Origin of the sequence: Nocardia sp. NPDC051787 (assembly GCF_040681325.1) — a bacterium.
Classification (GTDB): domain Bacteria; phylum Actinomycetota; class Actinomycetes; order Mycobacteriales; family Mycobacteriaceae; genus Nocardia.
In genome coordinates this window covers 23,487-45,616 of sequence record NZ_JBFAYO010000001.1, presented here as the reverse complement: position 1 = coordinate 45,616, position 22,130 = coordinate 23,487, and the positions used below count along the sequence as shown (strand labels likewise).

Annotated in this window: 17 protein-coding genes and 2 pseudogenes; 12 read left to right on the top strand and 7 right to left on the bottom strand. The window is 68.0% G+C overall.

Features of this window, described 5'->3' with window-relative positions; translation table 11 throughout:
- Positions 1-138 precede the first annotated feature (138 nt).
- From AB0M45_RS00225 to AB0M45_RS00200, 6 genes are all read left to right on the top strand, one after another.
- Positions 139-1,440 carry an ABC transporter substrate-binding protein gene (locus tag AB0M45_RS00225; protein WP_364320772.1) on the top strand — a complete coding sequence of 434 codons (1,302 nt, stop codon included), beginning with the start codon at positions 139-141 and terminating at the stop codon, positions 1,438-1,440.
- A 108-nt stretch (positions 1,441-1,548) separates the two neighbouring features.
- Positions 1,549-2,508 (top strand): sugar ABC transporter permease, encoded by a 960-nt coding sequence (locus AB0M45_RS00220; protein ID WP_364321718.1) that lies wholly within the window; start codon positions 1,549-1,551, stop codon positions 2,506-2,508.
- Between the two features lie 106 nt (positions 2,509-2,614).
- Entirely contained in the window at positions 2,615-3,514 is a 900-nt protein-coding gene (locus AB0M45_RS00215; protein WP_364320769.1) for a carbohydrate ABC transporter permease, read from the top strand.
- Between the two features lie 335 nt (positions 3,515-3,849).
- Positions 3,850-6,126, top strand: a complete 2,277-nt coding sequence (locus AB0M45_RS00210; protein ID WP_364320766.1) for a transglycosylase domain-containing protein — start codon at positions 3,850-3,852, stop codon at positions 6,124-6,126.
- A 252-nt stretch (positions 6,127-6,378) separates the two neighbouring features.
- The gene (locus AB0M45_RS00205) at positions 6,379-6,837 is read left to right on the top strand and encodes a GyrI-like domain-containing protein (RefSeq protein ID WP_364320764.1); all 459 of its coding nucleotides are present in this window, start codon (positions 6,379-6,381) and stop codon (positions 6,835-6,837) included.
- 9 nt (positions 6,838-6,846) lie between these two features.
- Complete coding sequence (locus AB0M45_RS00200) at positions 6,847-7,272, top strand: GyrI-like domain-containing protein (protein ID WP_364320761.1); 426 nt, start codon at positions 6,847-6,849, stop codon at positions 7,270-7,272.
- Positions 7,273-7,509: 237 nt separating this feature from the next.
- Here AB0M45_RS00200 and AB0M45_RS00195 read toward each other — a convergent pair whose 3' ends face one another.
- From AB0M45_RS00195 to AB0M45_RS00175, 5 genes and pseudogenes are all read right to left on the bottom strand, one after another.
- Positions 7,510-8,610: an inositol-3-phosphate synthase gene (locus AB0M45_RS00195; protein ID WP_364320758.1), complete on the bottom strand. Its 1,101-nt coding sequence runs from the start codon at positions 8,608-8,610 to the stop codon at positions 7,510-7,512.
- Positions 8,603-9,160, bottom strand: coding sequence for a PadR family transcriptional regulator (locus AB0M45_RS00190; protein ID WP_364320755.1), 558 nt, complete (start codon positions 9,158-9,160; stop codon positions 8,603-8,605). The genes AB0M45_RS00195 and AB0M45_RS00190 overlap by 8 nt, the downstream gene beginning before the upstream one ends.
- Positions 9,161-9,272: 112 nt before the next feature.
- The gene (locus AB0M45_RS00185; protein WP_364320752.1) at positions 9,273-10,070 is read right to left on the bottom strand and encodes a DUF1707 domain-containing protein; all 798 of its coding nucleotides are present in this window, start codon (positions 10,068-10,070) and stop codon (positions 9,273-9,275) included.
- A 4-nt stretch (positions 10,071-10,074) separates the two neighbouring features.
- Positions 10,075-10,887: pseudogene (locus tag AB0M45_RS00180) on the bottom strand (DUF1707 domain-containing protein); the annotation flags it as partial.
- 120 nt (positions 10,888-11,007) lie between these two features.
- Positions 11,008-11,172, bottom strand: a pseudogene (locus AB0M45_RS00175) (DUF1707 domain-containing protein); the annotation flags it as partial.
- 138 nt (positions 11,173-11,310) lie between these two features.
- Here AB0M45_RS00175 and AB0M45_RS00170 point away from each other — a divergent pair.
- From AB0M45_RS00170 to AB0M45_RS00160, 3 genes are all read left to right on the top strand, one after another.
- Positions 11,311-11,730 (top strand): DUF5318 domain-containing protein, encoded by a 420-nt coding sequence (locus AB0M45_RS00170; RefSeq protein WP_169811140.1) that lies wholly within the window; start codon positions 11,311-11,313, stop codon positions 11,728-11,730.
- 547 nt (positions 11,731-12,277) lie between these two features.
- Positions 12,278-14,620 (top strand): transglycosylase domain-containing protein, encoded by a 2,343-nt coding sequence (locus AB0M45_RS00165; protein ID WP_364321715.1) that lies wholly within the window; start codon positions 12,278-12,280, stop codon positions 14,618-14,620.
- A 29-nt stretch (positions 14,621-14,649) separates the two neighbouring features.
- A complete protein-coding gene (locus tag AB0M45_RS00160; protein ID WP_364321713.1) occupies positions 14,650-16,362 on the top strand; it encodes a glycosyltransferase 87 family protein in 1,713 nt (570 codons plus the stop codon).
- A 29-nt stretch (positions 16,363-16,391) separates the two neighbouring features.
- Here the strand turns inward: AB0M45_RS00160 and AB0M45_RS00155 are convergent, their stop codons facing one another.
- Both AB0M45_RS00155 and AB0M45_RS00150 read right to left on the bottom strand, forming a co-directional pair.
- Positions 16,392-17,960, bottom strand: a complete 1,569-nt coding sequence (locus AB0M45_RS00155; protein WP_364320748.1) for a TerD family protein — start codon at positions 17,958-17,960, stop codon at positions 16,392-16,394.
- Positions 17,961-17,988: 28 nt separating this feature from the next.
- A complete protein-coding gene (locus AB0M45_RS00150; RefSeq protein ID WP_364320745.1) occupies positions 17,989-19,461 on the bottom strand; it encodes a TerD family protein in 1,473 nt (490 codons plus the stop codon).
- A 182-nt stretch (positions 19,462-19,643) separates the two neighbouring features.
- Between AB0M45_RS00150 and AB0M45_RS00145 the strand changes: the two genes are divergently transcribed.
- The 3 genes from AB0M45_RS00145 to AB0M45_RS00135 are packed head-to-tail and all read left to right on the top strand — an operon-like array spanning position 19,644 to position 21,742.
- Positions 19,644-20,267, top strand: coding sequence for an AIM24 family protein (locus tag AB0M45_RS00145; protein ID WP_364321710.1), 624 nt, complete (start codon positions 19,644-19,646; stop codon positions 20,265-20,267).
- A 9-nt stretch (positions 20,268-20,276) separates the two neighbouring features.
- Complete coding sequence (locus AB0M45_RS00140; protein ID WP_364320742.1) at positions 20,277-20,975, top strand: AIM24 family protein; 699 nt, start codon at positions 20,277-20,279, stop codon at positions 20,973-20,975.
- A 2-nt stretch (positions 20,976-20,977) separates the two neighbouring features.
- Positions 20,978-21,742 (top strand): AIM24 family protein, encoded by a 765-nt coding sequence (locus tag AB0M45_RS00135; RefSeq protein ID WP_364320739.1) that lies wholly within the window; start codon positions 20,978-20,980, stop codon positions 21,740-21,742.
- Positions 21,743-22,130: the final 388 nt, after the last annotated feature.

Here is a 22,130-nt window from a genome sequence, read left to right as displayed (position 1 = left end):
CCGGGCCGAGCGAAGGCGAGGCAGCCGCCTAACGAGGAGTTCCCGCCACTCTCCGGCGTGCCGGATCGACACCATGTATCTTGCCTTGTGCACCGGCAGGGTGTGCTGCCGCTCACGAACGATCCTGGAGTGTTTGCGATGGCTGTGAAGAAGGTGTCGGCCCTACGTTGGTCGCTCGCGCCGCGGGCCGCGGTGGCGGCCGCGTCGGTCGCGCTGCTGACCGCGACGTTCACCAGCGCCTGCTCCAGCGACAGCGGCGGCAGCCCGATCAGCCAGAACCTCACCGGACGCGGCCCGATCACCTACGTCGAGGGCAAGGACACCACCGAGACCGGCGCGGTCAAGCAGCTGATCGAGCGCTGGAACGCCACGCACCCCGATGAACAGGTGACGTTCAAAGAGCAGTCGAACGACGCCTCGCAACAGTACGACGACCTGGTCGAGCACATGCGCTCCAAGCAGTCCAACTACGACGTGGTCGCCCTGGACGTGCCGTGGACGGCCGAGTTCGCCGCCAAGGGCTGGATCCAGCCGCTGAAGGACTCCTTCGCCATCGACACCAGCGCGCTGCTGTCCCCGCCGGTGGCCAGCGCCACCTACAACAACACCCTCTACGCCGCGCCCCGCAACACCAACGGCGGCCTGCTGTTCTACCGCAAGGACCTGGTGCCCAACCCGCCCAAGACCTGGAACGAGATGCTGGCCCAGTGCCACATCGCGCGCGAGCAGAACATCGGCTGCTACGCGGGCCAGTTCGCGCCCTACGAGGGCCTGACGGTGAACGCGGCCGAGGTCATCAACGCCTACGGCGGCAGTTTCGTCGGCGCCGACGGCAAGACCCCCACGGTGAACAGCCCGCAGTCGCGCGCCGGACTGAAGGTAGTGGTCGACTCGTACAACAACGGCGATATCCCGAAGGAAGCCATCACCTTCAAGGAGCCGGAGTCCAGCAACGCCTTCGCGCAAGGCAAGCTGCTGTTCCTGCGGTCGTGGCCGTCCACCTTCGGTGACGTCGGCGGCGAGGCTTCCGCGGTGAAGGACAAATTCGCGGTCGCTCCGCTGCCGGGCGAGAACGGCGTCGGCGCCTCCACCCTCGGCGGCTACAACGCGGCGATCAGCGCGTTCTCCAAGAACAAGGCCACCGCGCTGGACTTCCTGCGCTTCCTGATCAGCGAGGACGCGCAGCACATCGTCGCCTCCGGCGCGCTGCCCTCGGTGCGCGCGTCGATGTACGACGACCCGGCGCTGATCGCGAAGATGCCGTACCTGCCCGCGCTCAAGGACTCGATCGCCAGCGCGGTGCCGCGCCCGGTGACCCCGTTCTATCCCGCGGTGTCCAAAGCCATCCAGGACAACGCCTATGCTGCGTTGAACGGAACCAAGTCCGTCGATGACGCGATCACCGGTATGCAGAAGGGCATCGAGACCGCCGGATCGTAAGCGGTGAGCGCAACGGACCCGACGAACCCGCAGGAGAGAGAAACGGTGTCGGATCCTTCGGGAGCGGCGACTATCGCGCCGAAAGATTTCGTTCCGGCCGGACGCGGCATCGCCGCGACGATAGCGCTGGAACTGCGGCGTTCCGGAAAAGCCTGGCTGTTCGTCACGCCGGTGCTGCTCGCGCTCGCGGTCGTCATCGGGTACCCGGTGGTCCGGGCACTGTGGATGTCCTTCCAGAAGGACTCCGGGCTCGACCCGGCGACCGGCATGTTCGTCGAAGGCGGCAGTGCCGGGTTCGCCAACTACACGCATTGGCTGCTGCAGCAGTGTCAGGTCGCGACCGGCGAGATGGTGTCCTGCCCGACCGGCAACCTGGGCTCGCAATTCTGGCTGGCCATCGGCGTCACGCTGTTCTTCACGGTAGTGACGGTCACGCTCGAGCTGACACTCGGCCTCGGCATGGCCATGGTGATGGGGAAGACCTTCCGCGGCAGGGCGCTGCTGCGCGCGGCGGTGCTGATTCCGTGGGCCATCCCGACCGCCGTCACGGCACGGTTGTGGGAGTTCATGTTCCAGTACGACGGCGTGGTGAACCGGGTCCTCGGCACGCACATCCTGTGGACCTCCGACGCGTGGCCGGCACGGTTCGCGGTGATCGCGGCCGACGTCTGGAAGACCACGCCGTTCATGGCGCTGCTGCTGCTCGCCGGTCTGCAAGTGATCCCGGCCGACGTGTACGAGGCGGCGCGGGTGGACGGCGCGTCGGCCTGGCAGCGGTTCACCCAGATCACGCTCCCGCTGCTGAAACCGGCCCTGCTGGTCGCGGTGCTGTTCCGCACCATGGACGCGCTGCGCATGTTCGACCTGCCCGCGATCATGACGCTGGGCAACCCGTCCACCCGCACGGTGTCGATCCTGGTGGTCGAGCAGGTTCGGCAAGGACCCAACAGCGCGGCCGCGTTGTCTACGATCACCTTCCTTTTGATCTTCGCGGTGGCGTTCGTGCTGGTGAAGGTCCTGGGCGCGAACGCGGTTCGCACCCAGGAGGAGCAGCGGAGGGCCGGATGAGACACAATCGCGAAGCTTTCCTCCAGCCCGACCGGGTGCGGGTGACCCGCATGAGCACCGAGGGCCGGAGGAGACACGTGCCCAGCACGACACCGGAGGCGCACTGATGTCCGTGCAGACGACGAACAAGCCCGCCGCGCAGGCGAACCAAGCCGCCGCGCAGCCGGTTCCATGGACGAAGCGGCTCGGTTCGGTGCGGTTGTACCTCGGTGCCCTGATCGTGCTGGTCTGGGGTCTGGCGCCGTTCTACTGGATGGCGGTCACCGCGTTCCGCGACCCCGACTACACCTTCGACAACACGCCTTGGCCGACGCACGTCACGTTGGAGAACTTCCGCAACGCGTTCGACACCAGCCGCGGCAACGACTTCGGCAAGGCGCTGGTGAACAGCGTCGTCATCGGCGCGGCCACCACGGTGATCGCGCTGGTGGTCGGCGTGTTCGCCGCGTACGCGCTGGCGCGGCTGACCTTCCGGGGCAAATACGTGGTGTCCGGACTGATCCTGAGCGCCTCGATGTTCCCCGTCGTGGTGCTGGTGACTCCGCTGTTCCAGCTGTTCACCAGCCTCGGCTGGATCGGCGAGTACCAGGCGATGGTCATCCCGAACATCTCGTTCGTGCTGCCGATGACGGTCTACATCCTCGCGTCCTTCTTCGCCGAACTGCCCTGGGAGCTCGAGGAAGCGGCGCGAATCGACGGCGCGACCAAGATGCAGGCATTCCGTCTGGTCATGCTGCCGCTCGCCGCTCCCGCGGTGTTCACCACCGCGATCCTGGCGTTCATCGCGGCGGTCAACGAATATCTCCTGGCCCGTTTGCTTTCCAGCGACAAAACCGAGCCCGTCACCGTCGCGATCGCCCGCTTCTCCGGCAACAACCCCTTGGTGCAGCCGTACGCGGCGATCATGGCCGCGGGCACCATCGTCACCATCCCGCTGGTCATCATGGTCCTGCTCTTCCAGCGCCGCATCATCTCCGGCCTCACCGCGGGCGGCGTGAAGAGCTGAGCTGTGTCTTCGGCCGCGCGGGCGCGGCGTGTTCGCGGCACATGCTCGGTCTCGCTGCGCTCGAAACCCGTGGTAGCGCCGATATGGTTGCCTCACGTGGTAATCGGCGCTGGGGTTAGCGACGTCTGGCAGCTCGACGGGCCGGAGCTGCGCTTGGGCGCTCGTCGGGCAGTTCGTCGTCGGCCGGTGCGGGCTACACGCCCACCAATATGTCGCGGATGAGTCGGCCATACGGAAGCGGAAGCCGCTGTAAAGCGACACGGTAAACTCGGTTCCTCAATACTCTTTTCCGATCGTGTTCGTGCAGGTGGGTTCGTCCGACACTCCGGGAGGAGATGATCGTGAGCTCGTTCCGCAAACCGCCAGGGCGCACACGCGGCGCCAAGAGGAACCCCCGGCCCGCACTGTTTTCCTCGAGCGCGGGCCGGAACGAGCGGACCCAAGCGCTGAACCGGACCGCGCGGACGAGACACGAGCGAAACACGGCTCGCGGAAAACAGCGGCATCCCACGCCACCTCCGGTGCACGATCCGGATCCACGGCCACCCACTAGGGCTGAACGCGTCCGTCGTCTCCTGCTCGCCCTGTTCATCCTGTTCGGCGTGGTGCCGGCGCTGCTATCCGTCCTGGCGTACTGGAGCGCCGAGATACCGGACCCGACGGCGATGCAGGGCAATCAGATCGCCACCGTCCTCGCCGCCGATGGCAGCACCGTGATCGCGAAGGTCGTTCCGCCCGAAGGCAATCGGACGCCGGTCCCGTTGTCGGACGTGCCGCGGCCGGTACGCGACGCGGTGCTGTCGGCCGAAGATCGCAACTTCTACACCAATCCCGGCTACTCGACCTCCGGCTTCCTCCGCGCCGTCCGCGACAACCTGCTCGGGCGCGACAACGCGGGCGGCGGCTCAACGATCACCCAGCAGTACGTGAAGAACGCCTTCCTCGGCTCCGAGCGCACGGTCACGCGCAAGCTGCGCGAGCTGGTCATCGCGGCGAAGATGGCGCGGCAGTGGAGCAAGGACGATATCCTCGCCGCCTATCTCAACACCATCTACTACGGCCGCGGAGCCTACGGGATAGCGTCGGCGGCCGAGGCGTACTTCGACAAGCAGGTGAACCAGCTGACCCTCGCCGAGGGTGCGGTGCTGGCCGCGCTGATCCGGACGCCGTCGATCCTCGACCCGGAAACCCATCTGCCGGATCTGAAGGAACGCTGGCGTTACGTGCTCGACGGCATGGTCGAGATGGGAGTGCTGGCGCCGGGTGATCGCGACGCGACGATGTTTCCGCCGATCATCCCCCTCTCCGAGATCCCCGACGACAACGTGACCCGCGGTCCGGAGGGTTTGATTCGCAACCAGGTGGTGCGCGAGCTGCGCGCCTCCGGCATCAGCGAACGCGAATTGAACACCGGCGCACTACAGATCACCACCACCATCGACGCGAAGGCACAGCAGGCGGTGCTCGATGCGGTACATGATCGGCTCGATGGCCAGCCTCCGGAACTTCGCGCGGCGTTGGTGTCGATCGATCCACGCTCCGGCGCGGTGCGCGCCTACTTCGGTGGGCACGACGGCATCGGCTTCGACTTCGCTCAGGCGCCATTGCAGACCGGGTCGGCATTCAAGGTCTTCGCGGTGATAGCCGCGCAGCAGCAGAGCATTCCGCTGTCTCGGGTGCTGGACAGTTCCCCGGTGACCGACAGGCGCACCCGGATCACCAACGTGGACGGCGAGTCCTGCGGAAAGTGCACCATGGCCGAGGCGCTGAAGCGCTCGCTGAACACCAGCTTCTACCGGTTGACCATGTCGATGTTCGACGGGCCTCAGTCCATCGCCGACGCGGCGCACGCGGCGGGCATTCCCGAGGAGATGCCCGGCGTGGCGGGCAAGACGCTGTCCGAGGACGGTGGAAAACCGCTGAACGGCATCGTTCTCGGCCAGTATCTGGTCCGGCCCATCGACATGGCCTCGGCGTACGCCACGATCGGCGCTTCGGGCGTCTACCACCAGCCGTACTTCGTGCAGCGGGTGGTGACCGGTGACGGGCGGGTGCTCCTCGATCGCGGCAGCGCCCCGGACCAGCAGGTCGGCAAGCAGATGCCGCCGGGCCAGCAGCGCATCTCCCCGGCGATCGCGCAGAACACCGTTCAGGCGATGACCCCGATCGCGGCCTACTCCAACGGGCACGGGCTGAAGGACAACCGTCCCTCGGCCGCCAAGACCGGCACCACCCAGCTCGGCGACAGCGACGCGAACAAGGACGCGTGGATGATCGGCTTCACCCCCGCGCTGTCCACGGCGGTATGGATCGGCACCGAACGGTCGCAGCCGATCCGTACCGCGCGCGGCGCCGACATCTATGGCTCCGGTCTGCCCGCCGACATCTGGAAACAGGTCATGGACGACGCGCTCGACGGCACCCCGATCGAGCAGTTCCCCGGTACACCAACGCAGCCGAACCAGAGCAAGCCCTCCGGCGGGGCCTACGACATCCTGAATCCGCCGCAGCAGTCGCCGCAGCGCGAGCCCGTCGTCATCATCCCGCCCACCACGCAGCCGCCAAGGGAAGTCGAGATTTTCCCGGGACTGAGCATTCCGGTTCCGGGATAGCGATGATGCTGTGACCTTCCGTGGCCCGGCGGAACGGATGACATGGCAGCATCGTTTGCCAGAGTGAGAGCGAACAGCGAGTGCGTCGGAAACGGGCCGACGCCGAAACCGCGGAAACGATGCGGAAGGATATGCGCTCGAGCGACGACAGCGCGGCGCGAGCGACGGGCCCGGAGGCGGTAGCCTGCGTCACCACGAAGGGCACCGGGAGCGACGCCAATTGGAGACAGACGAGACATAGGGGCTACGCCGGTGGATTTCAATGTCGTTGACCAACCCGAGACGCTGGTGGCGGGAACGGTGCTTCGCAGCCCCGCGCTCGCGGTCGAGGGGCCGCGCCGCGCGAAAGTCGAAGAGGCGTGGAAGCGCAACCTGGCTCGCAAGCTGCCCGGACCGCCGACCACGGCGTACGTCGACCATGCGCCGGAGATCAATTCGTACCTGACTCATATCGTCGGCTACCGCTGTCATAGCCTGGCCGATCTCCTGCCCGGTGACGTGCTCGCCCGGGTGCCCGCCGGACGGTTCGCCCGGTTCATCGCCAGCGGCGACAACCTCGGCGACACCATCGTGAGCATTTGGCGCGCGGTGTGGGACGCGGAGGCCTCGGGCCGCCTCGTGCGCGCCTATACCGGCGACTGGGAGCACTATCCCGATGCGCGCACGGCGGAAGTCTTCGTGGCATTGGCGGACGATCAGGTCGACGAGTAGGAACAGACAGTGGATTTCGAGATCGTCACATTGGAGCAGAGCATGGTCGCGGGCCTCACCGTGCCGCTCGCCGGCCGTGAGGTCACCGCGCGCGACCTCGACCTGGTCAACTTCACCTGGGACCGGTATCTGGCGCGGGAGAAGAACGTGCCCCGGGTGGCCGCCTATATCGGCCAGAACGACCATGCCGTCGCCGTGCTCGGCTACGAACTCGCCGGGATCGAGGACTTGGACCCGGGCGACGTGCTCACCATCATCCCGCCTGGCCGCTACGCCAAGTTCGTCGTCGCCGACAAGCCCTACGACCTGCTGCGCACCGCATGGGCCCAGGTCGCGAAGGCGGAGAACGCGGGAACCATCACCCGCTCCCACACCGCCGAGGTCGAGCGCTACACCGGCCCGGCCTCCGTCGAGGTCTACGTCTCGCTGGACTAGAGCTGTGTTCGACGTGCAGCGCCTGCGGCGCTGCGTCTTCGCGGCCCCCTTGTGGCTCGCTTCCGAGCGACCGCCGCTTGCGACTTCGTCGCTTGCGCGACGGCCACTCGGAAGCGAGCCGGGCCGCGAACGGGCAATGCACGGTCTCGCTGCGCTCGAAACCGACCGATTGCCGACGACTCACCTTGCGGGGTGACTCATGCAATCCGATGCACGGCCTTGCCGGTTGAACTCACGTCACTCTGCGCCGATGATGAAGGCTTCGAGCTGGGTACGCGCGACGTCGTCGGCGAGCTGCTGGGGCGGGGACTTCATGAGGTAGGCCGAGGCCGGGATGACCGGTCCGCCGATGCCGCGGTCCTTGGCGATCTTGGCCGCGCGCACCGCGTCGATGATGATGCCCGCCGAGTTCGGCGAGTCCCACACCTCGAGCTTGTACTCCAGGTTCAGCGGCACGTCACCGAAGGCGCGGCCCTCCAGGCGGACGTAGGCCCATTTGCGGTCGTCGAGCCAGCCGACGTGGTCGGACGGGCCGATGTGCACGTCGTTGGCGCCGAGCTCTTTCTTGAGGTTGCTGGTGACGGCTTGGGTCTTGGAGATCTTCTTGGACTCCAGCCGCTCGCGCTCGAGCATGTTCTTGAAGTCCATGTTGCCGCCGACATTGAGCTGCATGGTGCGGTCGAGCTGCACGCCGCGATCCTCGAACAGCTTGGCCATCACGCGGTGGGTGATGGTCGCGCCGACCTGGCTCTTGATGTCGTCACCGACGATCGGCACACCGGCTTTGGTGAACTTCTCCGCCCAAACCGGGTCGGAGGCGATGAACACCGGCAGGGCGTTCACGAACGCGACACCGGCGTCGATGGCGCACTGCGCGTAGAACTTGTCGGCTTCCTCCGAGCCCACCGGCAGGTAGGACACCAGCACGTCGACGTTGTTGTCCTTCAGCACCCGCACCACGTCGACCGGGTCAGCCTCGGACAGCTCGATGGTCTCCGCATAGTACTTGCCGATGCCGTCCAGGGTGGGGCCGCGCTGCACGACGACGTCGCTCGGCGGCACGTCGGAGATCTTGATCGTGTTGTTCTCGCTGGCGAAGATCGCCTCGGCCAGGTCGAAGCCGACCTTCTTCGCGTCCACGTCGAACGCGGCGACGAACTTGACGTCGCGGACGTGGTACGGCCCGAACTTCACGTGCATCAGCCCGGGAACGGTCGAGGACTCGTCCGCGTCCTTGTAGTACTGCACGCCTTGGACCAGCGACGAGGCGCAGTTGCCCACACCTACGATGGCGACGCGAACTTCTGTGGCGTTGTCAGCCTTTTTGTCGTCACTCATGGCCGATATTTCCCTCTTTCTGTGGTGCCGCCTTCGTCGATTGCTCCGCCGCAATCAACTCGTTGAGCCAGCGCACTTCGCGCTCGCTTGATTCGAGTCCGAGTTGATGGAGTTGCCGGGTGTAGCGATCCAACGACCCGCTGGCCTTCTTGATCGCCTCCCGGAGCCCCTCTCGGCGCTCCTCGACCTGACGCCGCCTGCCCTCCAGGATCCGCATCCGCGCCTCCGCGGGGGTGCGGCTGAAGAAGGCGAGGTGAACGCCGAAGCCGTCGTCGGTGTAGTTCTGCGGTCCGGTATCGGCGAGCAATTCGTTGAACCGCTCCCGTCCGGCCGGAGTCAGTTGGTAAACCCGGCGCGCACGGCGTGTCGTCGCGCCGGCGGGGATCTCCTCGGCGATCAACCCGTCCGCCTGCATTCGGCGCAGCGTCGGGTAGAGCGATCCGTAGGAGAAGGCCCGAAACGCCCCGAGCAGGCCGGTCAGCCGCTTGCGCAGCTCGTAACCGTGCATGGGCGATTCGAGGAGCAGCCCGAGAATTGCCAGTTCGAGCACCGGGCTTCACCCCCTGACTGTGTTCAGACCTAACCGATGGATGCGACTTTCCACTATATCGGAGCGATACATCCGTGCACAGTCGTCGCCGATCGGTGGACGAGGTGCCAGTTCAGCGAGAGGGCGGATAGACGGCGAGCGGCTCGCCCGTCAGAGTGACCCGCACATAGCCGGACGCGCTGCCTTTGCCCTTGACGTGGATGTCCATCACGGGGCCGAGGTCGACGGTGCTGTGCGCCGAATACTCGACGACCACGTGGGTGATCACACCGTCCGGGAGCCGCACCGTCTCCGGCGCACCGGCCAGCAGCCGGGCGATGGCAGGCACGTCGACGGTCGCGAGGTCGAAGGTGCGCGTCCCGGATTTGCGCTCCGAGGTGGTGGAGGTGCGGAAGTCGCCGTTGTAGCGGTAGTCACTGGTCTCGGCCGCGTTGCCCGGCGTCTGCCGGTCCACGATCACGTACTTCGGATACAGCGTCACCTCGTCGGCGGTCAGATCGCCGAATTCGGCCCGGTACTCCGCGAGGAAGTAGGCGAGACCCGCACCGGTGGTCAGATCTGGAACGTTCTCCGACGACCCCGGCAGATCTATGCCACACCGGCTGAACGCGCCGACCATCGCACCGGCCACGGCAGCCGCTACGACGATCGAGAGCGGCGCCAGCCGGCGCCGCGGACGACGCCGGTCCACCCGGACCACAGGGGCGTTCGCCAGCTCGCCCGGAATCTGCAGGTCACCGATCAACGCGTCGAGTTCACCGAAGGACTTGGCGCGCATGGCCGTGGTGGTCCGCGCGGCGTGCTCGCTGTCGGTGAGCTGTCCGTCGGCCAGCGCGGCGTCGAGCAGTCCGCACACGTCGGCGCGATCGGTGTCGCGGGCGCGAATGCCGCTGTATCGGGTTGTCGCCATGGTCTTATCCCTTGAACGGCCAGACGCGGCGCACCTCGCCCGCCGGGGTCATCATGAAGTGGCCGGACTCCCTGACGGAGTTGCTCACGTAGACCTCGATGACGGGTTGGTTGCCGGGTTCGGCGGAGACCCTGTTGTCGTTCACCCGCACCGCGAAATGCGAGATGACGCCACCGGGAACTCGGGTGATGGTGGCCGCGTCGGCGAGCGCACGGCCGAGCGCCTCCACGTTCAACCCACCCAGATCGACCGACGGCGTGTCGGCTTTGCGTGTTTCGATCTGCCGGGACTGCACGAAACCCCCGCGGTAGTCGTACTCGACCTTTCGGTTCGGCTGACCGGGCACCGCTCGGACGATCGACGCGTACTCGTCGTACATGCGCAGTTCGTCTACCTGAAGGTCCCCGAATTTCCGCTGGTAGTTCCGCAGGAACGTGGTGATTCCGTCGGTGGTGACCAGACTCGGCGTCGGGACCACCAACGGCTGCACCGTTCCTGGATCGACCACGGGCGCGGCTTGCGCCGCGGGTCGCGGTTCGTCCGCCGCCCGGGTGACCGCGAGGAATCCGGCGCAGGCGGCCGTCACCGCGGCGACGGTGACGGCACCCAGGTACCACTGGCGGCGGCGCGAGCGCGGTGGACGTGGCGGCGGGGCGAGGTTGCCGGGCCGCTGCAAGTCCGCGACCAGATCGTCCAGATCCCCCAGGGTGCGCGCCTCGGCGGCGAGTTCGGTGAGGGTGTCGTGTTCTTGTTCGGTCAGCTGGCCGTCGGCGCGGGCGAGGTCGAGCAGTTCGCGCGTAGTGGCGCGATCGGCATCACGCGCCCGGGTGTGACCGGGATAACTTGTTCCGAATGCCGAGCGCCGCAACACTTTTCGCGTGACCGGCGGCCGATCGGCGGCGAACTCCCCCGCGCCGGCGACCACCGACCACCGACCGGGGGTTTGCAGATCAGCGGTGAGCCGGGCCAATTCGCCGAGCGTGCGCGCGGCCGCCGCCTGCGCGATTCGGTCGTGGTACTCGTCGGCGCCGAGCTGCCCCTCGGCGTAGGCGGCATCCAGCAGGCTGGACGCGGCGGCGCGGTCGAGGTCACGCGCGCGCATGCGCCCGGGTGCTGCGGTGGACACAGACGGATCGTAGTCCGACCGGGACCGCGACGCGCCGGTACGCGCACGGATCGCCGATCGGGCAATCCGCACAGCCCGGGGCGGCCCGATGGCAACACCGCTACTCTGGTTCTCGTGCGAATTCAGCGGCAAGTGGTCGACTACGCCCTCCGGCGCCGGTCGCTGCTGGCTGACGTCTATGCGGGCCGTGTCGATGTCGCCGAGGTGTGTGATGCGAATCCTTATCTCTTGCGTGCGGCGAAGTTCCACGGCCGGGGGAGCGAGGTCACATGCCCCATCTGCAGGAAAGAACAGCTGACCCTCGTATCCTGGGTCTTCGGCGATGGCCTCGGACCCGTCGCCGGATCGGCTCGCACACCCGAGGAGCTCACGCGCCTCGCCGAGACCCGCGAGGAGTTCTCGGTTCATGTCGTCGAGGTTTGCCGGACCTGCAGCTGGAATCATCTGGTGCAGTCCTATGTGCTCGGTTCCGCGCCGGCACCACCACGCCGCCGCACCGGGACACGCGCGAACCGGCGCACCGCCGCCGAATGAAGTGCCTGGTCATCTGCCCGGCGGGTGACTCGCGGAACTGGCCTGTGTCCGCCGCGGTGACCACCGCCGATAGCCACCTGGACCGCTACGAGTTATGGAGATCTTGTCAGTGAATTCGCCCTACGAGTCCCCTTACGGCGATGAACCACATGGCAGCCGTCCGCAACGCAATTCACCTCCAGGTCCCAACCCGTACCAGAATCCCCGTCCCGGGCCTCCGCCCGGCGCCCGCCCGGGCACTCCGCCCGGCGCGCGTCCCGGCGCCCCGTTCTCCGGCGAGCCGCGCGGCCCGCAGCCGCCGCGCCGTCCCGTACCCCCGCCACAGGGGCGCCCGGCCCAGCAGGGCCGTCCACCGCAATCTGGGCGCCCGCCGCAGCCGGATCGCGGCGTGCCCGATCGCGGCGCCCCCGGCCCGCAGGCAACCCAGAAGATCCAGCGCCCCGGCTCGCCGACCGAGACGGCGGCCGAGCGCAGCCGGCGCGGTCCGGCCACCGGTCCCCGCCCGACCACCGGCCAGCGCCCTGCGGTCGATCGCAACGGCCGTCGCGTGCCCGGAGCCGGGCCCAGCACCGGTGAACGCAGGCAGACCGCGGGTGGCCCGCCCTCCGGCCCGCCCCCGCGCCGTGGCGGTGGTAGCGGCGGCTCCGACGGACCAGGTAGGCGTCGGCCCGCGGAGCAGAAGAAGTCGCCCTGGCGCATCGTCCGCCGGACCCTCTACGTCCTCGTCGCGCTGGCCATCCTGGTGCCCAGCGGCATCTTCCTGGCCGCGTACACCACGGTGTCGGTGCCGCAGCCGGGCGACCTGAAGACCAACCAGGTCGCGACCATCCTCGCCGCCGATGGCAACACCGTGATCAGTAAAGTCGTTCCGCCGGAAGGCAACCGGACCGACGTCACCATCGAGCAGATTCCGCCGCACGTGCGCAACGCGGTGATGGCGGCCGAGGACCGGGATTTCTACACCAACCCCGGCTTTTCGATCTCTGGCTTCGCACGCGCGGCCAGGGACAACGTCCTGGGCAAGGAAAGCGCGGGTGGTGGCTCGACGATCACCCAGCAGTACGTGAAGAACGCGCTGGTCGGTGACGAGCGCTCGCTCACCCGCAAGATGCGTGAGCTGGTCATCTCGGCCAAGATGGCACGCCAGTGGAGCAAGGACGAGATCCTCGCCGCCTACTTGAACACCATCTACTTCGGTCGTGGCTCCTACGGCATCGACGCGGCGGCCAAGTCCTACTTCGGCAAGCCGGTCCAGGAACTGACCGTCGCCGAGGGCGCGGTGCTCGCCGCCACCATCCAGCTGCCGTCCAGCCTGGACCCGGAGAAGAATCCGGAGGGCGCGAAGACCCGCTGGAACTACGTGCTCGACGGCATGGTCTCCAGCGGCAACCTGCCCGCGTCCGAGCGGCAGGGCTTGCAGTATCCCCAGGTGGTCCCGCTCGCGGCGACCAGGGACAAGGAGCAGGACTCCGGACCGGAGGGCCTGATCAAGTCTCAGGTACTCCGGGAGCTCTCCGCGGCGGGCATCAGTGAGCAGCAGTTGAACACCGCGGGTCTGCAGATCACCACCACGATCGACCCGAAGGCGCAGCAGGCGGCGGTCGACGCGGTCACGAAGAATATGGACGGCGAGCCGGAGAACTTGCGCACCGCCGTCGTCTCGGTGGATCCGCGCACCGGCGCGGTGCGCGCCTACTACGGCGGCAACGACGGACAGGGCTACGACTTCGCCAACGCGGGTTTGCAGACCGGTTCCTCGTTCAAGGTCATCGGCCTGGCGGCGAACCTGGAGATGGGCATCCCGCTCTCGCAGATGTACGACAGCTCGCCGATCACCGTGAACGGCATCAAGATCACCAACGTCGAGGGCGAGCAGTGCGGCATGTGCACCATCGCCGAGGCGCTGAAACGGTCATTGAACACCAGCTTCTACCGCATGCAGCTGGACATGCAGAACGGCCCGCAGAAGATCGCCGCTATGGGGCACAAGCTCGGCATCCCGGAAACTATTCCGGGCGTGGGCAAGACGCTTACCGAGCCGGACGGCTCCGGCCCGAACAACGGCATCGTGCTCGGCCAGTACCAGGCCCGGCCGCTCGACATGGCTTCCGCCTACGCGACGTTGGCGGCCTCCGGCGTCTACCACGCACCGCATTTCGTGTCGAAGGTGGTGACCGCCGACGGCCAGGTCCTGCTCGACCGCGGTGAGGTCGCCGGCGAGCAGCGCGTCTCGGCGGCGGTGGCCGACAACGTCACCGCCGCGATGAAGCCGATCGCGGGCTATTCGCGCAACCACGGCCTGGCCGGCGGCCGCGAATCGGCGTCCAAGACCGGTACCGCGCAGCTGGGCGATACGGGCGAGAACAAGGACGCCTGGATGGTCGGGTACACCCCGTCGCTGTCGACCGCGGTCTGGGTCGGCACCGAGCAGGGCGATCCGTTGCGCAATGCCAGTGGCGGCATGATCTACGGCTCCGGCCTGCCATCGGATATCTGGAAGGCCACGATGGACGGCGCCATGAAGGGCACCACGAACGAAGCCTTCCCGAAGCCCGCCCCGATCAAGGGCCAGGCCGGTGTTCCCGAATGGTCGGCGCCCTACACCCCGCCGTCCGCCGTCGATTCCCCGCTGCTGCCTCCGGTCGTAGTCGCGCCGACGCAGGTGGAGGTTTTCCCCGGCATCGTCATCCCGGTCCCCGGCGTTCAGCCCGCACCCCAGCAGCCGCGCTCACAGCAGCAGCGTGAGCAGGACGCGGGCCCGCTTCCCGGCCAGCCGGTGGCACCCACCGACGGTTCGTCCCCGACGGCTACCGGCACGCCACGCGCGGGCAACAACGGGAACGGCAACGACGCGGGGACGACTGGAGCACCCCCGACCCGGGGCCGGTAGCCTCGGGTTCCGTGACCGATCAGCAGCTGGTGGAGCCACGGAACGGGAGGGCGCCGCTATCCGACCGGGTAGGGGCCGGTGGGGCCTACTACGCCGCGCCCGCCCCGCTCGCACCGGATCTCCGCTCGGCGGACGCGCGAGACCGGCCGAGCCGCAACGATTCGCTCACCGCCCAGCTGTCCACGGTGATCGGCGGGCCGGTCGGTGATCACGCCCTGATCGGACGGGTGCGGTTCTGGACGCCGATGCGTGTGCTGCTGGCATTCGCGGTCGTGTTCCTCGCACTCGGCTGGTTCGGCAAGGCGGGCTGCATTCAGCAGACCACCGGCGCGGACGGCGACCTGACCCTCGATTGGAACAACGGCCGCCAATACGTGGCCATGTGCTACTCGGACACCGTGCCGCTCTACGGCGCGGAACGACTGAACGAGGGCGCCTTCCCGTACAAGAAACATTGGATCGAGCAAACCCCCGACGGCGGCCGGGAAGTCCGGTACATGGAATACCCGGTGCTCTCGGGCCTGTACCAGTATTTCGCGATGCGGATCGCCAAGAGCTGGGACGCCGCGCCGCTGCCCGGCGCGCTGCAGGTGGTGATCTACTTCAACGTCGTCGCGTTCGGGCTCGCGATGGCCTGGCTGGTCACCATCTGGGGCTCGGCGCTGCTGGCCGGCCGCCGGATCTGGGACGCGGCGCTGGTCGCCTGCTCGCCATTGGTGATCGTGCACGCGTTCACCAATTTCGACGCCCTGGCAACGGCTTTCGCCGCGACCGGTCTGCTCGCCTGGGCCCGGCGCAGACCCGTGCTCGCCGGCATCCTGCTCGGTCTCGGCGGCGCCGCGAAGCTGTATCCGCTGCTGCTGCTCGGACCCATCGTCGTGCTGTGCCTGCGCAGCGAGACGATGCAGCGGATTCCGCGCAACCACCTCGGCCTGCGGATACGCGATGTGGACGGCTGGCCGTCGTTCCTGGCGTGGGTACGTGAGACGCCCTACCGCGTCCAATTCCTCAGCGCCCGCCCGCTCGGCGCCGCGTCCGTCACGGTGTCCGCGGCACTGGGTACCTGGCTGGCGGTGAACCTGCCGATCGCCGCGCTGTACCCGAACGGATGGCGAGAGTTTTTCCGGCTGAACACCACCCGGCACGCCGATCCGGACTCGATCTACAACGTGATCTCCTCGTTCACCGGCTGGCGCGGTTTCGACGGCGTACTCGACCACGGGGAGCAGCCGGTCATCCTGAACGCGGTCTCACTGCTCGCGTTCGTCGTGGCGTGCGCGGTGATCGGCTATATCGGTCTCACCGCGCCGCGGCGCCCGCGGCTGGCACAGCTGTGCTTCTTGGTGGTCGCGGCCTTCCTGCTGACCAACAAGGTGTGGAGCCCGCAATATTCGCTGTGGCTGGTGCCGCTCGCCGTGCTCGCGCTGCCGCACCGGCGCATCCTGCTGGCCTGGATGACCGTCGACACGCTGGTCTGGGTGCCGCGCATGTTCTATTACCTCGGCCTGGACCGCAAGGGACTGCCCGAGCAGTGGTTCACCGGCACGGTGGTGCTGCGTGACCTCGCGGTGGTGGGGCTGTGCGCCCTGATCGTGCGCCAGATCTACCGTCCGGAGGAAGACTTGGTCCGCCGCGACTACGTCGACGACCCGGCCGGTGGCGTTGTCGACCGGATGCCGGATCCGCTGCTGCCATGGCTACCCGAGCCGCTGCGGCCACGGGTGACCGTCGCACGTGGCTGACCGCCCGGCCGATCAGCCACCTCGAGCGCTCACCGGGTGCGCAGGAAGCGTGCCTGTTGCCCCGGCTCCTGCGGCAGCATATCGAGATCCAGCTGCCACGCGCTGCCGGTCCACGGATCGAACAGCGGGGTACCGCCGACGGTGGGCAGGTGCCTGCACGACTGCGACAGCAACGCCACGGTGGCGTCGGCGGAATCGGATTCGTTGGCGCCGACGATCACCGTGGACAGACCGATCAGGTCGCCGCGCGCCATCAGCGCACCGATGCGCTGCGCATCCGAGCTCTGGTAGCCATGCGGAAAATCCGCTGCCAACAGGACCCGGTGTTCGCTCGGCGGCGTGAAAGCGCCACTGCTATATGCCAATTCGGCGAGCTCGGCGGCGTCCACCAGTGCCTGCAAGCGTGCCGAGATATCGGCGTGGTCGGTGACCGGCGGTCCGTTCAGCACCGGCGCGAGCAGGCCGGTGAAGCCGCTGAACGCGTCGGTCAGGTCGATGATGTCGACCAGTGCCCGCCGCTGCGGCGTCGTGGCGAGCAGTCGTGCGAGCAGCGCTCCCACCACGGGCGCGACGGCGCGGGTGGACTCGGTATCAATCCACAGCGGCCGATTCAGCGGCACGGGAACGCAATACGGGATGCGCAGCGGGCCGCGATCGAGCGCGTAGAGCTCGCCGAGCCGGATGCCATCGCTCGCCGCGGGCGGCTTGTCCCAGGCGGGCGAATCCCAGGACGCCAGCGCGGGCGGTAGCACCCGGTCGGCCTCGGCGAGTTCGCGCCTCAGCTGATCGGCGTCGCGCTGGTGGTTGTGCTCGGCGACGGCGATCAGCTCGTCGTTGCGTTGCTGCGCGGCGCGGCGAGCCTCCTCGGCCGCCGGGGTGTTCCTCGTCGCGGGATCGGAAACAGCAAGCGACAGCTCGTGATCCAATCGCTTGGCCGCGTATTCGCGCGCCGAGACGAGAGCGGCGGCCGACCGCGCGGCGTCCTCGAAGACCATCCACAGCCGTTCCAGGCCGTGTCCGACTTCCAGCGGCGCGCCGCTGGTCGCATCGTCCGCCAAGGGATCGGCCACGGTGTGCGCGTCCGGCTGCGGTGCGGGTGCGGGCGGTGCGGCATCACCGTCGACGTCGACGCCGTGCGCGGTGAGCAGCACGGCGAGTCCGCCCGCATAGCCCTGGCCGACGGCACGCAGCTTCCACGCCGGGCCGCGCCGGTACACCTCGAGGCAGATCAGCGCCGTCTCGCCCGCTGTCGATGCCATTGCGAATTCCGCTGTGGCGCTGCCGTTCTCGGACAGCGTCGCGGTCACCGGCCCGAGCCCGTCACCGCTCGGAGGCGCGGCTGGATCGGCACTCACCACCAGCAACACCGCCTTGGCGTCCGGACGGACGTCGGCGAGGGTGATCGTCACCCCGTCGGCGGCCAAAGCGACACCGGCCGTGCCGGGCTGGTTGTAGAAGACGAAATCGTCGCTGGAGAACACCTTCAGGTTCTCGGCGACCACCAGCGCGGAAACATCGAGGGCAGCCTCGGCTTTCGCACTGAAACGAACGACCTCACCGGTCAACGGAATGTTCTGACCGGCCTTCAGTTGAATCACGTATCCGCCCTGCTGTTCGCCCCGCAGATCAACCGTTGACGAGGAACCGGCCGAGCTGCGGCACGGCCTCACCGGGATGCTTGGCCTGGAAGCCCTCGCCGAGCGCCTGCAATTTCCAATCGTTGCCCACCCGGTACAGCTTGGCCATCGCCATGGCGGTGAACGGCATGCCGCCCGCGAGGGTGTACCTGGCCAATTCGCCGTTGTTGGCGCCGTCGACCAAGCGGCAGAACGCGTTCTGCACCTGCTCGAACGTGTGGCCCTTGTAGGAGGTCACGATGAACACCAGCGTGGTCACATGCGCCGGAACACGAGTCAAGTCGACCAGGATTACCTCGTCGTCGCCTTCGCCCTCACCGGTGAGGTTGTCGCCCTGGTGGCGGATCGAGCCGTCCTTGGAGGTCAGCTGGCCGTAGTAGGCGACGTCCACCGGGTTCATGTCGGCGAACATGATGACCGAGGAGTCGAGGTCGATATCGACCGTGCGGTTGCCGAACATGCCGCGGCTGCGCACCGGATCCCAGCCGAGACCCATCTTGACGAAGGTCAGCGCGGTGCCTTCCTTACGCAGCGTGACCCGCTGCCCCTTCACCAGGCTGACCGGCCGGTCCTTGGTCAAGCTGACCTCTGCCGGGGGCTGCTGCGGCTGCTGAGGCGGCGGCGCGGGCTGAGGGGCCGACGGGTAACCCGGGCCGGGCGGCGGCGGGTAACCCGGGCCGGGCGGCGGGAAACCCGGACCGCCCTGCGGCGGGTAGCCCGGACCGCCCTGCGGCGGGTAACCGGGACCGGGCGGCGGCGGGTACGAACCGGGCGGCGAGTGCTGCGGCGCCTGCTGCTGCGTCGGGTATGCCGGGGTGGTCGGCGGCGGGTAGTCGGCGGGCGGCTGCGGAGGCGGCGGGGCCTGCGCGGGCTGCGGAGGCGGAGGCGGAGGCGGAGGGGCCTGCGCGGGCTGGGGAGCCTGCGCGGGCTGGGGAGCCTGCGCGGGCTGGGCTGGCGTGTCGTCGACGGTGACACCGTGGTCGGTGACCAGCGCGGCGAACCCACCGGCGTAGCCCTGTCCGACCGCGCGGACCTTCCACGCGCCCTGGCGCCGGTACAGCTCGAGCGCGATCACGATCGACTCGGTGTTCAGGCCGTCGATCCGGTACTCGTACAGGCGGTTACCCGCCGCGTCCGACACGATCGCGGTCGGCGCGGCGAACTGGCCGAAGGTGCTGTTCGCGTCGTCCAGCGTGATCACCGCGCGGATCTGGTCGATGTCGGCGGGCACCGCGTTCAACGACACCGCCAGAGACGCGGGCTGTCCGGCGGGAGCGGGCTGCAGATTCACGCCGGGACCGGCCGGCTGGTTGAAGAAGACGAAGTCGGCGTCGGAACGGACCTTGCCCCGCTCGGTGACCAGTAGTGCCGACAGATCCGCCGGCGTCGGGAGCTGGACGGAAATCACCACGTCGTTGGTGGCCAGCGGACCGTTCTGGCCCTTGGCGAGTGTTGCGGACAAGTTCGACCCTTCGCTTGTCGGTGCGTACGCCTGACACTCTACGAGAAACGCGCTCGGCACCGCTCGTACGGAGCGGCCGCGCTACCCCGACACGCGCCGGCACATCGGTTAGGGTGACGGCACGCAGAATGGAATACGGCGATCACACCGTGTTCCCGATCGAGACAGCAGGCAAACACTCCATGGCGCAACTGTTCGAGCAATCGAAGAAGGTGATCGAGGCCCACCTCGCCGGAACCAGCCTCAGGGCGATTTCCGGCTCGATGATCGCCTATGAAGGAAATGTACAGTTCAAGTCGGCCGGTTTCGGCGGGGGCGACGGCGTGCTCGCCGGGCTCAAGCGGCGGGCGACCGGCGAGAAGCTGTCTCTGATGGAGTGCTCCGGCAACGGCCGGGTTTTCTTCGCGGTCACCGGCCAGCATGTCACCGTGGTCGACCTGAACAACGAGACGCTGCAAGTGGAGTCGCAGCAGCTGCTCGCCTTCGCCGGGAACCTGCGCACCGACGTGCGTTTCGCCGGTGTGCGCGGCGCGTCCTCCGGGCAGGGCCTGTTCACCACCACCGTCTCCGGCCAGGGGCAGGTCGCGCTGCTCTCGGCGGGCGGGCCGCTCATTCACCTCGGGGTGTCGCCGCAGTATCCGCTGGTGGTGGACCCGGACGCGTTCGTCGCCGCGCGCGGCAACCTCAACCAGTCGTTCGTCACCGACGTGTCCTGGCGCAGTTTCGTCGGCCAAGACGCCGGCGAGGCGTTCTCGCTGCGCTGGGATGGGCAGGGCGTGGTGTCGATCCAGCCTGCGGAACGGTAGGGACCAGCGATGTTCGAGAATGTCAACGGCAAGGTCGTCAAAGTCGACGTCGGGATGGCGGGCGGCGTGGTCGCCCGCAACGGCGCGATGCTGTTCTACACCGGCGACGTTTCCTTTGCGCCGCATCAGATTCCGGGCGGCCAGGGGATGGGCGGCATGGGTGGCGTGATGCGGCTGGCCGGGCGCGCGATGGCGGGCGAGCACGAGCGCACCATGCTGGCGCAGGGCACCGGCGAGGTGCATTACGGGTTCGCGGGCCTGGAAGTGCATGTGGTGCACATGCAGCCGGGCGCGACACTGCGCGTCGAGGCTTCGCGACTGCTGGCCAACACCGCCGGGTTGCAGAGTTCGGTGGTGTCGGTGATGAGTTCGGGCGGCGGAGGCGGTGGCGGCGGCCTGATGGGCGCGCTGCGCGGCGCCGCGTCGGGCGCGTTGACCGGCCAAGGCATGTTCACCACCCAGCTGTCCGGGCAGGGCGCGGCGGTGCTGCTCGCGCACGGAGGGTTCCTGGAACTGCAAGTGGGCGGCCCGAATCCGATCGTGGTCGACCCGCAAGCGTTCGTCGCCGCCTACGGCAACGTGCAGACCGAGCTGAAGACGGCGCTGAGCTGGCGGGACGCGGTCGGCCGCGGTGCCGGCGAGGCGATGCAGTTGCATTGCGTCGGGCAGGGCGTCGTCTATGTGCAGGCCTCCGAAGAGAAGTTGTGAGCATGTCCCAGATCCTCAATCCCATGAATCTCGGTGAGAGCGACAACATCCCGGGAAACAGCTACGCCTACTGCATCGACCTGAACAAGCCCTGGTTCATGCGCAAGGGCGCGATGATCGCCTACTACGGCGATATGCGGTTCCAGATGCTCACGCACGGTCTGCACGGCGGTCTGCTGCACGTGGTGTCGCAGCAGTTCTCCGCGCCCCTGTTCACCGGCGACTACGTCGTAGCGGAGGGACACGGCAAGCTGATCATCGGCGACCGCGGCTACGACATCAATTCCTATGACCTGGAGGACAACGGCAACCTGACCATCCGGGCGGCGAACCTGCTGGCGTTCGAGCCGGGTCTGTCGCTGAATCAGTCCATCGTGCCGGGATTCCTCACCCTCATCGGCACCGGCAAGTTCCTCGCCTCGTCCAATGGACCGGTCATGTTCGCCGAGCCGCCGCTGCGGGTGGACCCGGAATCGCTGGTCGGCTGGGCGGATTGCCCCTCGCCGAGCCACCACTACGACCAGCGGTGGGTCACCGACTTCCTGGCCGCGGGCGCGGCGGCCTTGGGCGTCAACTCCGGTGAGGAGCGCCAGTTCGACTTCACCGGCGCGGGAACCGTGCTGATCCAGTCCAGCGAGAAGGTGCTCAGCGACTCGGTGCTGGTGCGCACCATCGAGGGACAGCTCCAGAGCGGCATCACCGTCGGCGGCCTGCAACGGCTGCAAGGTGTGATCGCGCAAAAGCTGGCCGGGCAGCAGCAGTACTGAGCGCAATCACTCGCGCGGGGGATCCGCCCACACTCGCTCGGGGGATTCGCGACGCAGAGGACCTGGATAGCGTTCACCCGTGTTTCACATTCTCTCCTCCCGGATCCTGCGCGTAGCGCTGCCGGCAGCAGCTATCGCGGCGGTCGCGGCGCCCGCCGCCGCGGTACCGATTCCTTCGGTTCCAGCCGTACCCGGTGTTCCACGATTTCTCGGCGCACCCGCGGTAGGCGAACCGGTCACCGGCATCGCCCCGGTTCCGCAGCACCCATACTTGGCGCCGAACGGTAACTCGGGCGTCCACAACGACGGCTGGATGAGCGATACGTATACCCGCCCCGGCCCGCTCGGCCGGGCGCCGCGGACCGATTCCCTGCTGCTCGGCAGTGAG

Bases quoted from the DNA above. Each gene is read 5' to 3' on its own strand.
- AB0M45_RS00225 (WP_364320772.1), top strand. From the start codon at position 139: ATGGCTGTGAAGAAGGTGTCGGCCCTACGTTGGTCGCTCGCGCCGCGG.
- AB0M45_RS00215 (WP_364320769.1), top strand. From the start codon at position 2,615: ATGTCCGTGCAGACGACGAACAAGCCCGCCGCGCAGGCGAACCAAGCC.
- AB0M45_RS00210 (WP_364320766.1), top strand. From the start codon at position 3,850: ATGATCGTGAGCTCGTTCCGCAAACCGCCAGGGCGCACACGCGGCGCC.
- AB0M45_RS00195 (WP_364320758.1), bottom strand. From the start codon at position 8,610: ATGAGTGACGACAAAAAGGCTGACAACGCCACAGAAGTTCGCGTCGCC.
- AB0M45_RS00185 (WP_364320752.1), bottom strand. From the start codon at position 10,070: ATGGCGACAACCCGATACAGCGGCATTCGCGCCCGCGACACCGATCGC.
- AB0M45_RS00145 (WP_364321710.1), top strand. From the start codon at position 19,644: ATGGCGCAACTGTTCGAGCAATCGAAGAAGGTGATCGAGGCCCACCTC.
- AB0M45_RS00140 (WP_364320742.1), top strand. From the start codon at position 20,277: ATGTTCGAGAATGTCAACGGCAAGGTCGTCAAAGTCGACGTCGGGATG.
- AB0M45_RS00135 (WP_364320739.1), top strand. From the start codon at position 20,978: ATGTCCCAGATCCTCAATCCCATGAATCTCGGTGAGAGCGACAACATC.